The following is a 16361-nucleotide window of genomic DNA, read 5'->3' as shown; positions in this document are numbered from 1 at the left end:
GGTATGTGATGAATGCAAATAATCGCCGTCTGACAGGCGCGCTGCTCATCGGCGCAGTGGCGTTACTGCTACTGCCGTGGTTCAGCCTGGAAGCCGGTTTCTTCAGCAGCGGCTGGTTAACCAGCCTGTGGAGCGACAGCGCCAACGCGCCTGCGCTGTGGCAAGTGGGCGAACATCCGTGGCTAATCATCGCCATCGCGCTATTCGTGCTGTGCGCCGGCTGCGGCCTCCTGCCAGGCGCGGCGCGCAGCCGTTTGCTGCTGCTGTTCAGCGCGCTTGGCGTGCTGTTCCTCATCATTGAAGGTCACGCCATTGGCTACAGCGGCTGGAGCTGGCTGTGGCTGGAAAACCGCTTCGGCGCGCTCGCATCGGGCCAGCCGGCGATGGGCGCGGGTGCGCTGCTGTTGCTGACCACTTTCCTGCTGCTGTTCTCCTTCGCGCTGGCCGAACGCGGCGTGATGAAAGGCGACGCCTTTGTGGTGGCGTCGCTGGTGCTGCTCACCGCGCTAGTGAGCATATTCGTGCTCTATCCGGTCCTCAGCATGTTTGTGGTGTCGGTACAGGACGTGGACGGCAGCTTCAAACCGGATGGCTTGATCAGCAACATTCAGGATCCGTCGATCTGGAGCTTGTCCTGTTTGTCGGGCGGCACCTGCGGCACCGCGTGGCGCACATTGTGGCTGGCGCTGATGACCGCCGCAGGATCAACGCTGCTCGGTTTGGCGTTTGCCTTAGCCGCCACGCGCACGCCGCTGCCGTTTAAGAAAGCGCTGCGCATGCTGACCATTCTGCCGATCATCACGCCGCCGTTTGTGATTGGTCTGGCGCTGATCCTGCTGTTTGGTCGCTCCGGCGTGGTAACCGAACATCTGGCGGCGCTGTTTGGTATCGAACCGGGCCGCTGGCTGTATGGCTTAACCGGCATCTGGATCGCGCAGGTGCTGTCGTTTACGCCGATTGCGTTTCTGGTGCTGATTGGCGTGGTGGAAGGCGTCAGTCCGTCGCTGGAAGAGGCATCACAAACGCTGCGCGCCAATCGCTGGCGCACCTTCACGCGCGTCTCGCTGCCGCTGATGGCGCCGGGTTTAGCCAACGCTTTCCTGATTAGCTTTATCGAAAGCATGGCCGATTTCGGTAATCCGATGGTGCTGGGCGGCAGTCACGGCGTGCTCTCCACGGAGATCTTCTTCTCGGTAGTTGGCGCACAGAACGATCCGAGCCGCGCGGCGGTACTGGCGATGATTCTGCTGTGCTTCACGCTGACGGCCTTTGTGCTGCAGCGCTGGTGGCTCGGCGGCAAGAACTTCGCCACCGTCACCGGCAAAGGCGACGGCGGCAAACATGTGCAGCTGCCGCGCGTGCTGCGCTTTGGCGTGTACGGCATGGTGATTCCGTGGGGCCTGTTCACGCTGGTGATCTACGGCATGATTGTGGTCGGCGGCTTTGTGCAGTCGTGGGGATTGAATGATGCGCTGACCATCGAGCATTACGTGCGCGCCTTCGGCGTCAGCTTCAGCGATGGGCATCTGCTGTGGAGCGGCGTGGCGTGGAATTCGTTCTGGACCACGCTGGAGATCGCGCTGATTGCCGCACCGCTGACGGCGATTGTCGGCCTGCTCACCGCATGGCTGATTGTGCGTCAGAAGTTTGCCGGTCGTCAGACCTTCGAGTTCCTGCTGATGCTGAGCTTTGCCATTCCCGGCACGGTGATCGGCGTCAGTTATGTGATGGCGTATAACCTGCCGCCGCTGGAGATCACCGGTACCGCGATGATCCTCGTGGCCTGCTTTGTGTTCCGCAACATGCCGGTTGGCGTGCGCGGCGGCATCGCGGCGATGAGCCAACTGGATAAAAGTCTGGATGAAGCGTCATTAACGCTCGGGGCCAACAGCTTCCGCACGCTGCGCAAAGTGGTGCTGCCGCTGCTGAAACCGGCCATCAGCGCCGCGCTGGTCTACGCCTTTGTGCGCGCCATTACCTCAATCAGTGCGGTGATCTTCCTCGTGAGCGCGCAATACAACATGGCAACCTCTTACATCGTCGGGCTGGTGGAAAACGGCGAATATGGTGTGGCGATTGCTTACTCAACCGTCTTGATCGTGGTGATGCTGCTGATCATCGGTATGTTCCAGTGGCTGGTGGGCGAACGGCGTCTGCGCCGCGTGGCCCGTCCGGTCGATATTGCGGTGACGCCCGCTACAACCTCATTAACGCAGGAGAGAGCCATATGACACGCGTAACCGCTGGATCTGTGGTGTTTGAACACGTCTCTAAACGCTTTGCTGGTTTTGATGCGATTCCCGATCTCTCGCTGACGGTGGAGCCCGGCACGCTGGTAACGCTGCTGGGTCCGTCCGGCTGCGGCAAAACCACCACGCTGCGCCTGCTGGCCGGGCTGGAGCATCCCACCGCCGGACGCATTTTGATTGGCGGCAAAGATGTCACCAACTTGCCCGCCAATGAGCGCGATGTGGCGATGGTGTTTCAGTCTTACGCGCTGTTCCCGCACATGAGCGCGCTCGACAACATCATGTATGGCTTGCAGTCGTTAGGTATGAATAAGCGTGAAGCGCAGGACCGCGCGCGCGAAGGGTTGAAGCTGGTGGGCCTCGAACATCAGGGCCAGCGATTGCCGTCTGAGCTCTCCGGCGGGCAGCAGCAGCGCATTGCGGTGGCGCGCGCGCTGGTGCTGGAGCCGCAGGTGCTGCTGCTGGATGAACCGCTCTCGAATCTCGATGAGCGTTTGCGTCGCCGGGTGCGCACCGATATCCGCGATCTGCAACAGCGGCTCGGCTTCACCGCGGTGTACGTCACGCACGATCAGGAAGAGGCGCTGGCGGTCTCCGATAAGATTATTGTCATGAAAGAGGGGGATATTGCCCAGCAGGGCGCGCCGGAAAGTCTTTATCACGCGCCGAACTCGGTGTTTATCGCCGACTTTATGGGCGAGGCCAATATCCTGCCATGCGAAGTGGAGCAGCTTGATGGCAGCGAAGCGCTGGTGCGACTCGGCAGTCAGCGCTATCGCGTGCGCGGCAACGGCCTGAAAACCGGCGCAGCGCAGCTGTCGGTGCGACCGCAATTCATCACCCTGCGCGGAGAAGGCGCAGGTGCACTGCGCGGCGAAGTGACGCACAGCACGTGGCTCGGCGACCATATCGAATATGAAGTCGCCACCGAATTGGGTTCACTGTTTATTGTCGATGCCGAGATGGAGCAGCAGTTGCCGCTGGCCTCGAACGTCGCGATTGATTTTAAACCTCAGGGTTTGGCCCTGATTGCCGGTTAATGTAAGGATGGATGATGAGTGAATTAGACAATGACCCGCTGTTATCGCGCCTGATTCTGGCGGAGAAGGTGGCACGCGCCGGCGGCGCGAAGGCGCTGGAGTATTTCCATCAGCGTGAAACCTTGGTGGTGGAGACCAAATACGATTTGCAGGATGTGGTGTCGCGCGCTGACCGCGAAGTGGAGCAGATGATCGACCAGCAAATTCGCGCGCAGTTTGCCGACGACGGTTTCCTCGGCGAAGAGTACGGATTGCAGGAAGGTTCATCGGGTTATACGTGGGTGGTCGATCCGATCGACGGCACCAGCCCGTTCCTTAACGGCATGCCGAACTGGTGCGTGTCCGTGGCGGTGCTGCATGACGGCGTGCCGGTGATTGGCGTGATTTTCGCGCCCACTTATCAGGAGTGTTACGTGGCGGCGATGGGTCAGGGGGCCACGCTCAACGGCAAGCGCTTGCAGGTGGATGCGTCGCGCACGCTGCAAAATCATGTCACCGGTTTTGGTGCCAACAGCCACGTCAGCCCGGATGAAGTAGGGAAAATCCTCGCATCGCTGCTGGCGGCAGGGGGGAATTTTATCCGCATTGGGTCCGGCGCATTGATGCTGGCGTGGGTCGCGGCTGGGCGCGTGGTCGGTTATTACGAACCCTATATGCATGCGTGGGATTGCCTGGCCGGTTATTGCCTGGTGAAAGAAGCGGGCGGCTGGTATCACCCGTTCAATACCGAAGGTGAACGATTGTTGAAAGGCGCACAGGTATTGGCGGTTGCGCCAGGCGCGGAAGCGGATTTGAAGCGGATTGCCGGATTGTGATGTTGGTTGCGGTCGCCATTGAATGGCGACCTTCTATCAAACCAGAATAAATTCCCGGTAACCCGACCAAATCACATAGATGGCGAAATAAACAAAAATCAACGCCGAAGCAAGATAGGAATACTTCAGCAAACGCTGCCCCAGCAGCTTGCCGCCCATGCTCCCCACCAGGCACAGCACGCAGGTCCACACTACGCCCGCGATAAAGAAGCCGCCAAGAAACGATGAGGTTGCCGCCGCGCTGCCGTGTCCCATGCGGGAAATCAACGCACCGCCGACGCTGGCAAACCACAAAATCGCGGTCGGCGATGACATCGCCAGCATCACGCCACGACTGAACTCGCGCAGCAGCGATCGATAGGGCTGTTGTTCGGTTTCCGGCAGTGCAGCCTGCTTTTGCAACGCCGCATACAGCATTTTCCCGGCAAACCACAGCAGCATCACACCGCCGCCAATCCACAATACCCAGCGCACGGCGGTGAACTGCAACACAATCGCCATGCCCGCCAGCGCCAGCACCGCATAGATTAAGTCACCAATGCAGGTGCCAATCCCCAACCAGAAACCGTGAAAATAGCCGCGCTGCATCGCCAGCGTGATCATGGCGATATTGGCGAGACCGATATCAAGGCATAACGACAAACTCAGCAGAAAACCATTTGAAAACTGCAGCATAGCAACGTCAGCATCCCTGGCATGTTAATAGGGCTGTATTAAAGCATGCAGGAAAACGCAGTAATAATAAGAATTACGCATTTGTGCTATTCCGGCTGCCACGTTTGGAGGTAATCGTGCTCTGCCGGCGGATAAATCCACGATAATGTGAACACGATCACGCCTGTTCGCCGCGAATCAAAGCAATCCCACTATAGTCGTTATGCGGCCTGCAGCATTGGCCGCAATCACAATAAAAAATCCAACTCTGCGAACGATTTTTATAAAGAACATTCCGATTATGGTGGGTACCACAATGAAAAATCACAATAAAACGGTGTCTGGCGGTATGGCGTCACGTTTAAGCGTGGCATTATCGCTAGCTGTTTTCACATTAGCGGGAAGTGCAATGGCAACTGCAGCGGAACATCATAACCAAACGGCCTTAGTGGGCACATGGACCAGCATCCCGGATGCGCCGTTAGTGCAAAATCCAGGTCATCCCAGCGAAGGTTTATACCGTTTGAAGGTCAATAGCGACGGCACGCTGACGCCGCTCGATTTCATCAAAATGAAAAGCCCATCGTGGATTGTGAAATCGCACGATGGACGTTTTGCCTACACCACCAATGAAGAAAACGCTGGTGCCGTCACTGCGCTGGCGATTGATCACAGTGGCAAGGTGCGCGTGATTAACGCGGTGGATAGCCACGGCCAGCAGCCGACGCATGCCACCATTAGCCCGGACGGTAAATTCCTGTTTGTCGCCAACTATTCGGTGGCCAAAGGCGGTGCCAGCGTGGCGGTATTCCCGATTCATCACGACGGTTCGCTCGGCGAGCAGGCACAGAATTTCCCGTTTGCCAGCGGCAGCGGTGCGGTAAAAGATCGTCAGGATAGTGGGCATGCGCACTCCACCACGTTCACTCATGATGGCAAATACCTTTACGCCGCAGATCTCGGCGGCGACAAACTGCACGCTTATGCCTATCACGCGGGCAACGCTCAGCCGCTGCAAGCGGATACTTCACGCGATGTCACCTTCCCGGCCGGCTCTGGCCCGCGCCACATGGTGTTTTCACCGAATGGTAAACACGCCTATGTCACCACCGAAATGGCCGGTGAAGTGGTGGTGTTTGCGGTGCAGGACGATCGTCTGGAGCAGCAGGCTAAGGTCAAACTGAATTCGGAAAACAGCAGCGCCGAGTATCGCAGCGGCGGCGGCATTATCCTCAGCCCGAACGGCAAGTTTGTGATTGCGGCCAATCGCGGTTCGGATAACAGCTTAGTGGTGTTCCGTATTGAGCAAGATGGTTCACTGGGATCGCCGGTGCGCTACAAAGCGGATGGCATTGAACCGCGAGCTTTCGCCTTTGATGCCAGCGGCAAATACCTTTATGTGGCAAACGTGTTCACCAATAACATCACTCTGTTCCATTTCGATGCAGAAAGCGGCACGTTGAAAGCAGCGGGTGAAGTGGCGAAGATTGCCACGCCGACGGATATTAAGTTTTTTAATTGAGTTTTATTGAGGTCGCCATAAATGGCGACATTGTCGGTTTTGTAGGGTCGCCATTTATGGCGACCGCGCACTTAATTGGTGCCAATTGCCATTTAACAGTGCGCACGTTGTCGTAGCGGCGCAATTTATTGCGCGATTAATCGCGCCGCTACGTGAATGTGCGCTGTTTAATTTATTTGGCCTACTTCTTGCTTTATAAAAAATAACGCCCCAACGATGTGGCAACCCTCTTGTAAATGCAGACAGCGCCGTCTGCCGATCGCTTTTATTCTCTCCGGCCTCCCGGAAACACTTCTATTTGATCCTTCTCTTTTCAAGAGGTTGCTATGGCTATTAGTCGTCGTTCATTTATCCAGGGTTCAGCAGTTTCGGCATTAGGCCTGGCAGCGGGCGTTGCGCCTAAATTTTCTTTCGCCGCCGACAGCAAAGACGCCATCAAAATCGCCAGTATTCTCGACTTATCTGGCGGGCTCGATATCTACGGTAAGCCGATGTCGAACGCTATTAATTTGGCAGCGGAGGAGATCAACGCAGCCGGTGGTTTATTAGGTCGCCCGTTGCAGGTGATTAATTACGATGCGCAATCCAATATGCAGCTTTATGCACAATATGCGCAGCAGGCGGCGCTGAAAGATAAAGTGGCGGTGGTGCACGGCGGCATTACCTCGGCCTCGCGTGAAGTTATTCGTCCGGTGCTGGATCGTTTTCGCTCGCTCTATTTTTATCCGGCGCAATATGAAGGCGGCGTGTGCGATCGCAATTACTTCTCTTCCGGTTCGACGCCGGCGCAAACCGTGGAAAAACTGGTGCCTTACGCGGTGAAGAAGTGGGGCAAAAAAGTCTACGTGCTGGCGGCGGATTATAACTACGGCCAAATCGTCTCGGCGTGGGTGAAAAAGTCGGTGCACGATAACGGCGGCGAAGTGGTGACGGTTGAATTCTTCCCGCTGGATGTCACCGATTTTGGTGCGGCGATCTCCAAAATCCAGAGCGCCAAACCCGACATGGTGTGGTCAGCGCTGGTCGGTGGCGCGCACATCTCCTTCTATCGCCAGTGGCATGCCGCCGGTATGAGCGGCAAGATCCCGATTGCTTCCACGGTATTTGGCGGCGGCAACGAACATATCATTCTGTCACCGGAAGAGAGCAACGGCATTCTGGTGGCCGCCAACTATATGCAGGAAATCCCCTCGCCAGAAAACAAAGCTTTCGTCGAGCGATTCCATGCGCGCTACGGCGCAAATACGCCGTACATCAGCGACCTCGCGATGGGCGCATATCAGGGCATGCTGATCTGGGCGGAAGGGGTGCGCAAAGCGGGCGATATCGACCGCATGAAGGTGATTGAGGCACTGGAGTCCGGCGTCACGCTGACCTCGCCGAGCGGCAAGCTGAGCGTTGATCCGGCGACGCATCACTGTTCGCTGGATGTGCATATCGCCGAAGTGGAAAACCATCAGATGAAAATTCTGCAAACCTTCACCGATCAAGCGCCGGTGGATACCGCGATGGTGTGCGATCTGAAGAAAAATCCGCGCGATACCAAACAGTATCAAATTGAGCTGTAACAGGAGCCGCTATGGATCTGTTCATTATCTACGCCATTGAAGTGCTCAATGCCATCGCCGTGCTGGTGATCATGAGCGTCGGGCTGGCGGTGGTGTTCGGCATGATGAAAATCGTCAACATGGCGCACGGCGAATTCATGATGCTGGGCGGCTACAGCGCCATTCTCGCCACCAATCAGTGGGGCGTGCCGATCTGGATCTCGATGCTGGTGATTGCGCCGCTCACTGTGGGGGTGTTTGGCGCGGTAATCGAGCGCGTAATTATCCGTCATCTGTATGGGCGGATGATCGACACCATGCTGGCGACATGGGGGCTGAGTCTGGCGCTGATTGGTGCCGCCACCATGCTGTTCGGCAACACCACGCTGGGCATCAGTTCACCGCTGCCCAGCGTCAGCATCGGCAGCTACAGCACCAGCGGTTATTCGCTGTTCATGATTGTGTTTGCGATCGCCTTGCTCGGCGCGCTGTGGTTGTTGCTGCGCTTCACCACTTTAGGTTTGTGCGCGCGCGCCACCATGCAGAATGCGCGCATGGCGGCGGCGCTCGGCAGCAATCCGGGCAAAATCTACAGCCTGACGTTTGGCCTGGGCGCAGCGCTGTCGGGTTTAGGCGGCGCGCTATTAGCGCCGATTACCGGCGTGATCCCGACCATTGGCGTCAGCTTTATCGCCAAAGCCTTTATCACGGTGATTGGCGGTGGTAGCGCCATCATCGCCGGAACGCTCTCCGCCTCGACGTTATTCGGCACCATTTCGCAACTGGTGACGTACTTCTCCACGCCGGTGTTTGGTGCCGTCGCGCTATTGCTGAGCGCCATTGTGCTGCTGCGCTTGCTGCCGCAGGGCATCACCGGACGCTTCTTCAGGAGATCGCTGTAATGAAACTGTTCTCGGAAAAGATCCAGATTATCGTCATCTCACTGGCGATGGTGCTGGTGGCGCTGTGGCTGTCAGGCGCGATTGAGCTCTACACCTTGCTGTCGCTGACGGTGTTTCTGGTGATGGGTTTGTTGTCGCTCAGCCTGGCGTTCATCTGGGGTTACGGCGGCATCCTGTGCTTTGGTCAGGCGGCGTTTTTCGGATTAGGGGCCTACACCTATGCGATTTGCGCTATCAACTGGGGCGATTCGACCTGGGCGGTGGTGATGGCGGTGCTGCTGCCAACGTTGTTCTCGCTGTTGCTCGGCTATGTGATTTTTTATGGCGGCGTCAGCGATGTCTATCTCGGCGCCATCACGCTGGCGGTGAGTCTGGTGCTGTTTAACTGGGTCAACTCCACCTCCGGCAGCGAATACCACATCGGCGAGGCGTTGCTGGGCGGCTTTAACGGCATTCCTTCGGTGCCGACGCTTAACCTGCCGTTCCAGCCGGAGGCGATTTTATCGCCCGAGGCGATCTTTATGGTCACCGCCGGATGTCTGGCGCTGTGCTACGCCTTGCTGAAGTTCGTGCTGCTGAGCCGTTTTGGCAAAACCGTGGTGGCGATTCGTGAGAACGAGCAGCGCGCCGGATTGCTCGGCTACAACGTGCCGGCGCATAAATTGGCAACCTTCGCCATCGGCGCGGCCATTGCCGGACTGGCGGGCTGTTTGTACGTCAACTGGGGCGCCTTTGTCAGTCCCGGCGTGTTCAGCATCAGCCAGTCGGCGCAGATCATCATCTGGGTGATTGTCGGTGGACGCGGCACGCTGCTGGGTCCGGTGATCAGCTGCGTGCTGTTACAGTGGATGGTGACGCGGCTGGGCGCGCAGCAAACCGTGGATGTCAATTTAGTGCTCGGCGTGATTCTGGCGGTGTTTGTGTTGCTGATTCCGGGCGGCATTCTGCCAACGTTGCAGCGTCTGTGGCGGCGCAAGCGTCCCGCCGCGCCCGCCAGCCGCGCGCAGGTCAGTGAGGTGAAACCATGACGGCCAACGTGTTACTGGAAACCCGCAAAATGGGCGTCAGTTTTGGCGGCGTGCATGCGGTGAAAGAGGTGGATTTCACCCTACGTGAAGGTGAGTTGCGCTGCCTGATCGGCCCTAACGGCGCAGGCAAAAGCACTTTCTTCAAGATGCTGAGCGGCCAGGTCACGCCGACGCGCGGCGAGTGCCGCTATCGCGAACAGGTGATCTCCGGCAAACGGTCATGGGAAATCGCGCGTTTGGGGATTGGCATTAAAACTCAGGTGCCGAGCGTGTTCGAAGGCTTAAGCGTGCGGGAAAACCTGTGGCAGGCGGCAGCAAATAAGCTGGCGAAAGCGGCGCTGCCGGCGGCGATAGAACAGGTGCTGGAGGATATCGGTCTGGTCGATCTGCAACATGCGGTGCTCTCGGAACTGGCACATGGTCAGCGGCAGTGGGTGGAGCTGGGGATGATCCTGATCTCCAAACCGCAGCTGGTGCTGCTGGATGAACCGGCGGCGGGTATGACGCATCAGGAAGTGCGCAAAACCGCGCAGCTGATCAAGGCGATTAATCAGCAGAGCACGGTGGTGGTGGTGGAGCATGACATGGAGTTCATCAGCATGATTGCGCAGCAGGTGACGGTGTTTAACCAGGGCGCGGTGCTGGCGGAAGGCAGCTTCCGCGAGGTGACGCAAAATCCGCGGGTGAAAGAGGCGTATCTCGGCAATCTGGAGATTAAACATGCTTGAAATCAAAGAGATGGTCTCGGGTTACAACAAGATTCCGGTGCTGAACTTATCCGAGCTGTTTGTCGGCGCGAAGTCGTTTACCGGCGTGCTGGGCCGCAACGGCATGGGCAAAACCACGCTGCTGCGCACCATTATGGGCGAACTGCCGGCCTGGCAAGGCCAGATCGCATTGAACGGCATCGATATTACCCGTTATCAGGCGCACCAGCGGGCGGTTGCGGGCATCGGTTTTGTGCCGCAAGGCCGACAGATTTTCCCGCAGCTGACGGTTGAGGAAAATCTGCGCATGGGCTGCGTGAAACATTTTTCCCGCGCCGGAGAGATTATCGAGCAGATGCTGGCGTATTTTCCGCGCCTGAAACGCCTGCTGGCGCAGCCGGGCGGTGCGCTATCGGGCGGCGAGCAGCAGCTATTGGCGCTGGCGCGATGCCTGTGCGGCCAGCCGCAGCTGGTGCTGCTGGATGAGCCAACGGAAGGGATTCAACCGAATATCTGCGAGGAGATTATCGAGACGTTGCGGCGGCTGCGCCATGAGATGGATATTTCGATCATTCTGGTGGAGCAGGATATCGAGTTTCTTTACGCGCTCTCTGACCAGATTCATGTGATTGAAAAGGGGCAGATTGTGCAGAAGATCGATCCGAGAACCCAGTCGAGCGCCAGCGTGGCGGAGCAGTTTTTGGGGTTTCATGTTTGAGCATCATTTTGTAGGGTCACCATTCATGGTGACCTTGCCAAATACCGAACCGCTTCCTTGTCCGCCCTGACACAGCACCCGGCAGCATCAGCAAAGCGTTAACCCATCCGCTCGCTTACTGTGAGCTTTCCTCATTCGGGATGCGCATAGGGTGAACCATGACTGAACAATCATTACTGGCAACGCTTTCTGGTGTCCGGCTGCATATTTTCCATCCTGATTCACAGAGCGTGCGCGCGTTTTGCGCCTCGCTGACGCAGTTGGGCTGTCACGCGCAGCACAGCTGGCCGCCTGCCGCGTCACTCTCCACGGATACGCAGCTGCTGCTGGTGGCGATCGATGTCCATCAGCAGCAGCCTTTATCCACTCTGTTTAACAGCGCGCGCGAAAAGGATATTCCCCTCATCGCGCTGGCGGATAGCCACAACGCGCGGCTGTTTCCGCTGCTACTGCAACTCCAGCCGAACGCTATCGCCGAGCGTGAGCTCAATCCGTTTGCCTTGATTGTGCAGATGATTGGCACGCTACAAACCGTGCGTCATCAGCAGCGGTTGCGTGCTGTGCAGCAGGCGCGTAAAGCGCGCGGGGAAAGGTTGGCGCAGGCCAAAGGCGTGCTGATGCAAACCTTCGGGCTGGATGAATCGGGGGCGTACCGCTTGATGCGCAGTGAAGCGATGAACACGCGCAGCAGCATGGAATACACCGCCGAGCGCGTGATCACCACGCTACAAAAGTAGCGGTGCGTCCGGCTGCCGTAACAGGCTGCTGGGCGTATAACCAAAGGTTTTGCGGAACGCCAGGCTGAAGTGCGACATATCGCTAAAGCCGTGATCCAACGCCACCTGGGTGATATTGCGCGCTTTGCCTTCGGCGAGAATGCGATGACACGCCTGCAAACGCTCCTGCCAGAGGAAGTTCATCGGCGTGGTGCCGTGCGCGGCAAACACCCGGCTGATAGTGCGCGGCGAGACATGATGCGCATTGGCGATCTGCGCCACCGACAGCTCTGGCTCCTGCAGGTTGTGACGCAGAAAACTCACCACGCGTGAGTAGAGATCCGGCTTCAGCGCCTCTTCGCTGTGCTGCAAATTGACGCTCACCGAAATCATATTCAGCAGCGTGTTGGCAAACTGCTCAGCCAGAAACGGGTTCTCGCGGTCGGGATTAAACACGAACGCTTCCTGCAGCAGCAACTTGAGCGATGCCATGCCGGGGCGCGTGAGATCAAGCGTTTTGCCCGCCAGTTTGGCAGTAGCTGGCGCTTCCTTCTCCATGATGTGACGTGGCAGATGCACGATATTGATCGCCACCTTCTCCATGGCAAAATCAAACGGCGTCGCGGCATCGTAAATCACCACGTCGCCCGCGCTGACGCGTGATTGATGGCCATTCTGCCGCAGCGTGCCGCTGCCGGCGCAAACGTAGCCCAGATAGAAATCGTGATTAGGATGGCGGCGGATGCACTCCGGCGTGCGTTGCCACATCAGCGCGGTATGCGATACGTGATTGGCAATATCCATGTGACCGAGCATCGAATAGGCAAAGCTGCCGGAAAAAGTGCCTGAATGCATCTGTCGCGCTTGTGCGTTGATCAGACGCGAGCACACCGCATCACGCCAGGCATCGAAGCGATGACGGTTATCGAGATCGTCGGTGGTGAAAAGCTCTTTCATATCAGCATCCCCTAAACATGGCGAAAAAGGGCGGAAGTCAGGAAGTTGAAGCAAGTTTCAGGCCATGAGCGGGTGAAATGACCGCCCCGAAGCTATCGGGGCGGCAAACAACGCAGATTTACAACGCAGGATGCTGATTATGCCAGTCGGTGACCTGCTGGAAGGCCCACGCGCCCTGAATCATGGTGGTTTCGGCGAAATGTGCTGCCACCAGTTGGAAGCCAATCGGCGCGCCGCCTGCGGTTTTGCCGCACGGCAAGGTGATGGTGGGATGTCCGCTGGCATCGAATGCACTGGTATAGCGCAGCACGCCGTTAAACAGTGCCTGATCGGTACCAAAACGGGTCATGGTGTCCCAGGTTAATCCGGCATACGCGGTAGCCGGTGCCAGAATCAGATCAACCTGAGTAAAGAGCGCGGAGATATCGCCGCGCAGCGCCGCACGGCTGAGTAGCAAACGTTGATACTCCAGCGCGGTGACGCTGTGACCGAGATCCAGCAGACCAGCGAGGCCCGGACCGTAGTGATCTTTCTGCGCCGGATAAGTGTCTTGATGCGCCAGCGCGGTTTCCACGGCGCAGAGTGCGCTCCACTCGGCGGCGGCTTTTTCGGTATCGGGTAAGGTGATATCTACCAGCGTCGCGCCGAGCGAACTCAAGGTGGCGATCGCTGATTGCAGCGCAGCGCGTGTCTCCTCGTCGACTTTCTCCAGCGCCCAGCTTTTATCAACACCGATGCGCATCTTGCTGATGCCGCGCGTCATCAGCGCCAGATAATCCGGCACCGGCTCGCTACTGGAGGTGGGATCTTTGTCATCGCGACCAGCAATCGCCTGCAACATGGCGGCGGCATCGGCGGCGTTGCGCGCCATCGGGCCGATATGATCCAGTGATGCCGCCAGTTCGCAGGCACCGTGACGCGTGACGCGGCTCCACGTCGGTTTAATGCCGGTCAGGCCGTTGGCGTTGGAGGGAAAACGAATCGAGCCGCCGGTATCGGTGCCAATTGAGCCGAAGCATAAACCTGCGGCGGTGGCGACGCCGGATCCGCTGGAGGAGACGCCGGTCCACAGCGCGCTGCCCCACGGATTATTTGGCCGGGTGATATCGGGATGGTGATCGGCGAAGGCGCTTTCGGTTTGCGTCAGTTTGCCAAGAATCACCGCACCCGCCGCGCGGAAGCGCTCCACCACAGTGGAGTCTTCTGATGGGTAACGATCTTTGTGGATGATCATGCCGTGGCTGGTGGGCGCATCTTTGGTCCAGATCAGATCTTTGAGCGCGATCGGCACGCCGTGCAGCGGACCGCGCATTTTGCCCTGAGCTATTTCGGCATCGGCTTCGGCCGCCTGTTGCAGCGCGCTGTCGCGCATCACGTAGAAGTAGCTGTGTAAGTCGCGATCGAGCGTATCGATGCGCGTCAGCAGGGTTTGCGTGACCTCTACCGAAGAGATTTCGCCCGACTGAATCAAGCGGCCAATTTCCAGCAAACTTTTGTAATGCAGGTTATCCATCGTGACCTTACCTCGTGAGTGAGAGACGTGTTGATGAATAACCTAAGTCACTGCGCGAAGTGCGGCTGTGTTTAGGCGGACAGATGGTATGTCTGGAATGCCAGGTTGGGATGTTGTTTTGAGAAGGTCGCCATTAATGGCGACCCTACAGTAGGGTTGCCATTTATGGCGACCGAATAATGTAAAGGTGACTAAAGCTGCTCGTTAATACGCCGATAACTCTCAGGAATAGTACACAACGAGGATTATTTTCATGCTAAATGGGATTGGCAGCAGCGTACTGAGAAATTTAATCGCATCGAATGCGGTGGTGACGCCGGCGGTGAACAACAAATCCGCGCAAAACGCCCTTACGGCGGAAGCGTCGACCAAAGTCACCTTCAGCGAGGCGAGTGACGCCATCGCTGCAATCTATAAAATAGAGCCCGCGCAGGTCAAGAGTTCCGTCGATGTCACCAGCAGCCTGCAAGCGCAGCTCAACGGTGCCGCGCATGCCAGCGGCGTCGGCATGAACGGTCTCGGCAGCACCTTATTGAGTAATCTGGCCAGCCATCGCGGCGACGTAACCTTAAGCGTGCCAGCGACGGAAGCGGTAGATGGTGCGCGGAGCAGCAGCCAAAGTGCGCTGGCGCTGACCATCACTACCCAATCTGGCGTGCAGGTGAGTTTGCAGATGACGCGTCAACAGGGCGGCATGGTGGTGGAGCTTAAGACCAGCGGTGGCCAACTGAGTAACGATGAAGCGGCGGCGATGGGTCAGCTATCCGCCGGTTTGCAGAAGGCGCTGGATGGCCTGGATGGCAGCACCACTAAACTCGATATCAGCGATCTGATGAAGTTCGATAGTTCAGTGTTGAAAAGCGTCGATTTGAAGACCGATCTGCGTAATGGCAATAATGTCACGCAGTCGCTGAACTTGCATGCTGACGATCAGGAGCGCTGGCTTGGCTTCCACAACGGCGATGTCAGCATCAAACTCGATACCGATGTTTCGAAACTGACGCAGGCGGGCAGCGCGGCACAGCAGGCAGCGGCGCTGGATCAGTGGAGCAGCAAATTTGATCAGGCAGCTTCGCGTGGTCACGGCGATCGCGACATGCTGACGCTGTTTAAAGACAGCTTCCGCGCGCTCAATACCACCGAAGGCAAAGCGGCGGAAAGCATCAATACGCAGCGCGTGAAGTCGATTGATGCCAACGCGGCGAAGAACGGTGCGATCAGCGGACTGGCGGACTTCTCGGCGAGCTATCAGCAGACGCCGGTTTCCGGCAATCCGTATAAGCCGGAAGAGCAAGACACCTTCTCCCTGAACGTGGCGCAAAAAACCGCTGCGCAAACCCATGGTGATACCCAGGATTTGACCCAGCAAACGCTGTTTAAACTCAAGGCCAGCTTCCACACCGCGCTGGATTCTGCCTCAGCTGCGAAGTTGACTGAACAGAAGTCGTCGCAAAACTATAAGTATCATTTGATCGATGATGAAGAGCGCAGCCAGACGTCGGTGACGCAGAATAAGAAAGGGGATTTGACCGCGAATTATGCGCAGCAGCTAACGCAAAATGAGACGGTGAAAACCTATCAGCTGGCGAAGTTGATCGATAGCGTGCAGATTCCGCATAGTGTGAAAAGCGAATCCACCCGCAGTTTCGCTGCCGCGCAGTTTGATACACAAATATAGTAGGGTCGCCATTAATGGCGACCTTATAAAATCCCGCACAGTTCCACAAGGTCGCCATTAATGGCGACCCTACGTTATATGCATTATTTAAAATTCAATTGCGTTATTTGATCTTAAGAATAACTCGCCGATTTTTTATACTCGTTAATTCTCCGCAGCGCCGCCGCTAGCCTGTTGTTGTGCTTAAATAAATCCATAGCTTAATAATGGCAACGCATTGCCGGATATAGCATAACCGCGCTATTTACTTGCTTTAACCCCGCTGATTATCATCGCTTTCAATCCGTTATTAATTCCACGGCCTGCTGAGTTTTT

14 protein-coding genes are annotated in these 16361 nt (G+C 57.3%); 11 read left to right on the top strand and 3 right to left on the bottom strand.

Annotation, left to right across the window (positions count from 1 at the left end; all coding sequences use genetic code 11):
* Positions 1 to 8: 8 nt before the first annotated feature.
* From K5Y32_RS10885 to K5Y32_RS10875, 3 genes are read left to right on the top strand one after another with little or no spacing between them, the layout of a single operon-like run.
* Positions 9 to 2231: an iron ABC transporter permease gene (locus K5Y32_RS10885; protein ID WP_222183594.1), complete on the top strand. Its 2223-nt coding sequence runs from the start codon at positions 9 to 11 to the stop codon at positions 2229 to 2231.
* Complete coding sequence (locus tag K5Y32_RS10880) at positions 2228 to 3289, top strand: ABC transporter ATP-binding protein (protein WP_222183592.1); 1062 nt, start codon at positions 2228 to 2230, stop codon at positions 3287 to 3289. Before K5Y32_RS10885 ends, K5Y32_RS10880 begins: the two co-directional genes overlap by 4 nt.
* Positions 3290 to 3303: 14 nt before the next feature.
* On the top strand, positions 3304 to 4104 hold the full coding sequence (locus tag K5Y32_RS10875) for an inositol monophosphatase family protein (RefSeq protein WP_101761717.1): 801 nt from the start codon (positions 3304 to 3306) through the stop codon (positions 4102 to 4104).
* Between the two features lie 36 nt (positions 4105 to 4140).
* Here the strand turns inward: K5Y32_RS10875 and K5Y32_RS10870 are convergent, their stop codons facing one another.
* Complete coding sequence (locus tag K5Y32_RS10870; protein WP_101761716.1) at positions 4141 to 4779, bottom strand: LysE family translocator; 639 nt, start codon at positions 4777 to 4779, stop codon at positions 4141 to 4143.
* Positions 4780 to 5167: 388 nt separating this feature from the next.
* Here K5Y32_RS10870 and K5Y32_RS10865 point away from each other — a divergent pair, with 388 nt between their 5' ends.
* The 7 genes from K5Y32_RS10865 (at position 5168) to K5Y32_RS10835 (ending at position 11919) form a co-directional block, all read left to right on the top strand.
* On the top strand, positions 5168 to 6280 hold the full coding sequence (locus K5Y32_RS10865; RefSeq protein ID WP_222183590.1) for a lactonase family protein: 1113 nt from the start codon (positions 5168 to 5170) through the stop codon (positions 6278 to 6280).
* A gap of 326 nt (positions 6281 to 6606) precedes the next feature.
* Complete coding sequence (locus tag K5Y32_RS10860) at positions 6607 to 7848, top strand: ABC transporter substrate-binding protein (RefSeq protein ID WP_101761714.1); 1242 nt, start codon at positions 6607 to 6609, stop codon at positions 7846 to 7848.
* An 11-nt stretch (positions 7849 to 7859) separates the two neighbouring features.
* Entirely contained in the window at positions 7860 to 8729 is an 870-nt protein-coding gene (locus K5Y32_RS10855; protein WP_222183588.1) for a branched-chain amino acid ABC transporter permease, read from the top strand.
* On the top strand, positions 8729 to 9757 hold the full coding sequence (locus K5Y32_RS10850; RefSeq protein ID WP_222183586.1) for a branched-chain amino acid ABC transporter permease: 1029 nt from the start codon (positions 8729 to 8731) through the stop codon (positions 9755 to 9757). The genes K5Y32_RS10855 and K5Y32_RS10850 overlap by 1 nt, the downstream gene beginning before the upstream one ends.
* Positions 9754 to 10485 carry an ATP-binding cassette domain-containing protein gene (locus K5Y32_RS10845; protein ID WP_222183584.1) on the top strand — a complete coding sequence of 244 codons (732 nt, stop codon included), beginning with the start codon at positions 9754 to 9756 and terminating at the stop codon, positions 10483 to 10485. Before K5Y32_RS10850 ends, K5Y32_RS10845 begins: the two co-directional genes overlap by 4 nt.
* Entirely contained in the window at positions 10478 to 11182 is a 705-nt protein-coding gene (locus K5Y32_RS10840; protein ID WP_222183582.1) for an ABC transporter ATP-binding protein, read from the top strand. The genes K5Y32_RS10845 and K5Y32_RS10840 overlap by 8 nt, the downstream gene beginning before the upstream one ends.
* Before the next feature lie 158 nt (positions 11183 to 11340).
* On the top strand, positions 11341 to 11919 hold the full coding sequence (locus tag K5Y32_RS10835) for an ANTAR domain-containing response regulator (protein WP_222183580.1): 579 nt from the start codon (positions 11341 to 11343) through the stop codon (positions 11917 to 11919).
* Here K5Y32_RS10835 and K5Y32_RS10830 read toward each other — a convergent pair.
* Together K5Y32_RS10830 and K5Y32_RS10825 are read right to left on the bottom strand one after the other, a co-directional pair.
* A complete protein-coding gene (locus tag K5Y32_RS10830) occupies positions 11908 to 12855 on the bottom strand; it encodes a helix-turn-helix domain-containing protein (protein ID WP_222183578.1) in 948 nt (315 codons plus the stop codon). The genes K5Y32_RS10835 and K5Y32_RS10830 overlap by 12 nt on opposite strands.
* 118 nt (positions 12856 to 12973) lie before the next feature.
* A complete protein-coding gene (locus K5Y32_RS10825) occupies positions 12974 to 14368 on the bottom strand; it encodes an amidase (protein ID WP_222183576.1) in 1395 nt (464 codons plus the stop codon).
* A gap of 253 nt (positions 14369 to 14621) precedes the next feature.
* Here K5Y32_RS10825 and K5Y32_RS10820 point away from each other — a divergent pair, with 253 nt between their 5' ends.
* Positions 14622 to 16046 carry a hypothetical protein gene (locus K5Y32_RS10820; protein WP_222183574.1) on the top strand — a complete coding sequence of 475 codons (1425 nt, stop codon included), beginning with the start codon at positions 14622 to 14624 and terminating at the stop codon, positions 16044 to 16046.
* Positions 16047 to 16361: the final 315 nt, after the last annotated feature.

Origin of the sequence: Pantoea sp. DY-15, from assembly GCF_019795935.1 — a bacterium.
GTDB classification, from domain to species: Bacteria; Pseudomonadota; Gammaproteobacteria; order Enterobacterales; family Enterobacteriaceae; genus Pantoea; species Pantoea leporis.
Note: the sequence above shows the minus strand (reverse complement) of the source record. Positions and strands in the feature narration are given on the sequence as shown.

Excerpts from the sequence above, each read along its gene's own strand:
- K5Y32_RS10820 (WP_222183574.1), top strand. The coding sequence starts at position 14,622 with ATGCTAAATGGGATTGGCAGCAGCGTACTGAGAAATTTAATCGCATCG.
- K5Y32_RS10835 (WP_222183580.1), top strand. The coding sequence starts at position 11,341 with ATGACTGAACAATCATTACTGGCAACGCTTTCTGGTGTCCGGCTGCAT.
- K5Y32_RS10885 (WP_222183594.1), top strand. The coding sequence starts at position 9 with ATGAATGCAAATAATCGCCGTCTGACAGGCGCGCTGCTCATCGGCGCA.
- K5Y32_RS10825 (WP_222183576.1), bottom strand. The coding sequence starts at position 14,368 with ATGGATAACCTGCATTACAAAAGTTTGCTGGAAATTGGCCGCTTGATT.
- K5Y32_RS10870 (WP_101761716.1), bottom strand. The coding sequence starts at position 4,779 with ATGCTGCAGTTTTCAAATGGTTTTCTGCTGAGTTTGTCGTTATGCCTT.
- K5Y32_RS10830 (WP_222183578.1), bottom strand. The coding sequence starts at position 12,855 with ATGAAAGAGCTTTTCACCACCGACGATCTCGATAACCGTCATCGCTTC.
- K5Y32_RS10840 (WP_222183582.1), top strand. The coding sequence starts at position 10,478 with ATGCTTGAAATCAAAGAGATGGTCTCGGGTTACAACAAGATTCCGGTG.
- K5Y32_RS10860 (WP_101761714.1), top strand. The coding sequence starts at position 6,607 with ATGGCTATTAGTCGTCGTTCATTTATCCAGGGTTCAGCAGTTTCGGCA.
- K5Y32_RS10875 (WP_101761717.1), top strand. The coding sequence starts at position 3,304 with ATGAGTGAATTAGACAATGACCCGCTGTTATCGCGCCTGATTCTGGCG.
- K5Y32_RS10880 (WP_222183592.1), top strand. The coding sequence starts at position 2,228 with ATGACACGCGTAACCGCTGGATCTGTGGTGTTTGAACACGTCTCTAAA.
- K5Y32_RS10850 (WP_222183586.1), top strand. The coding sequence starts at position 8,729 with ATGAAACTGTTCTCGGAAAAGATCCAGATTATCGTCATCTCACTGGCG.
- K5Y32_RS10865 (WP_222183590.1), top strand. The coding sequence starts at position 5,168 with ATGGCAACTGCAGCGGAACATCATAACCAAACGGCCTTAGTGGGCACA.
- K5Y32_RS10845 (WP_222183584.1), top strand. The coding sequence starts at position 9,754 with ATGACGGCCAACGTGTTACTGGAAACCCGCAAAATGGGCGTCAGTTTT.
- K5Y32_RS10855 (WP_222183588.1), top strand. The coding sequence starts at position 7,860 with ATGGATCTGTTCATTATCTACGCCATTGAAGTGCTCAATGCCATCGCC.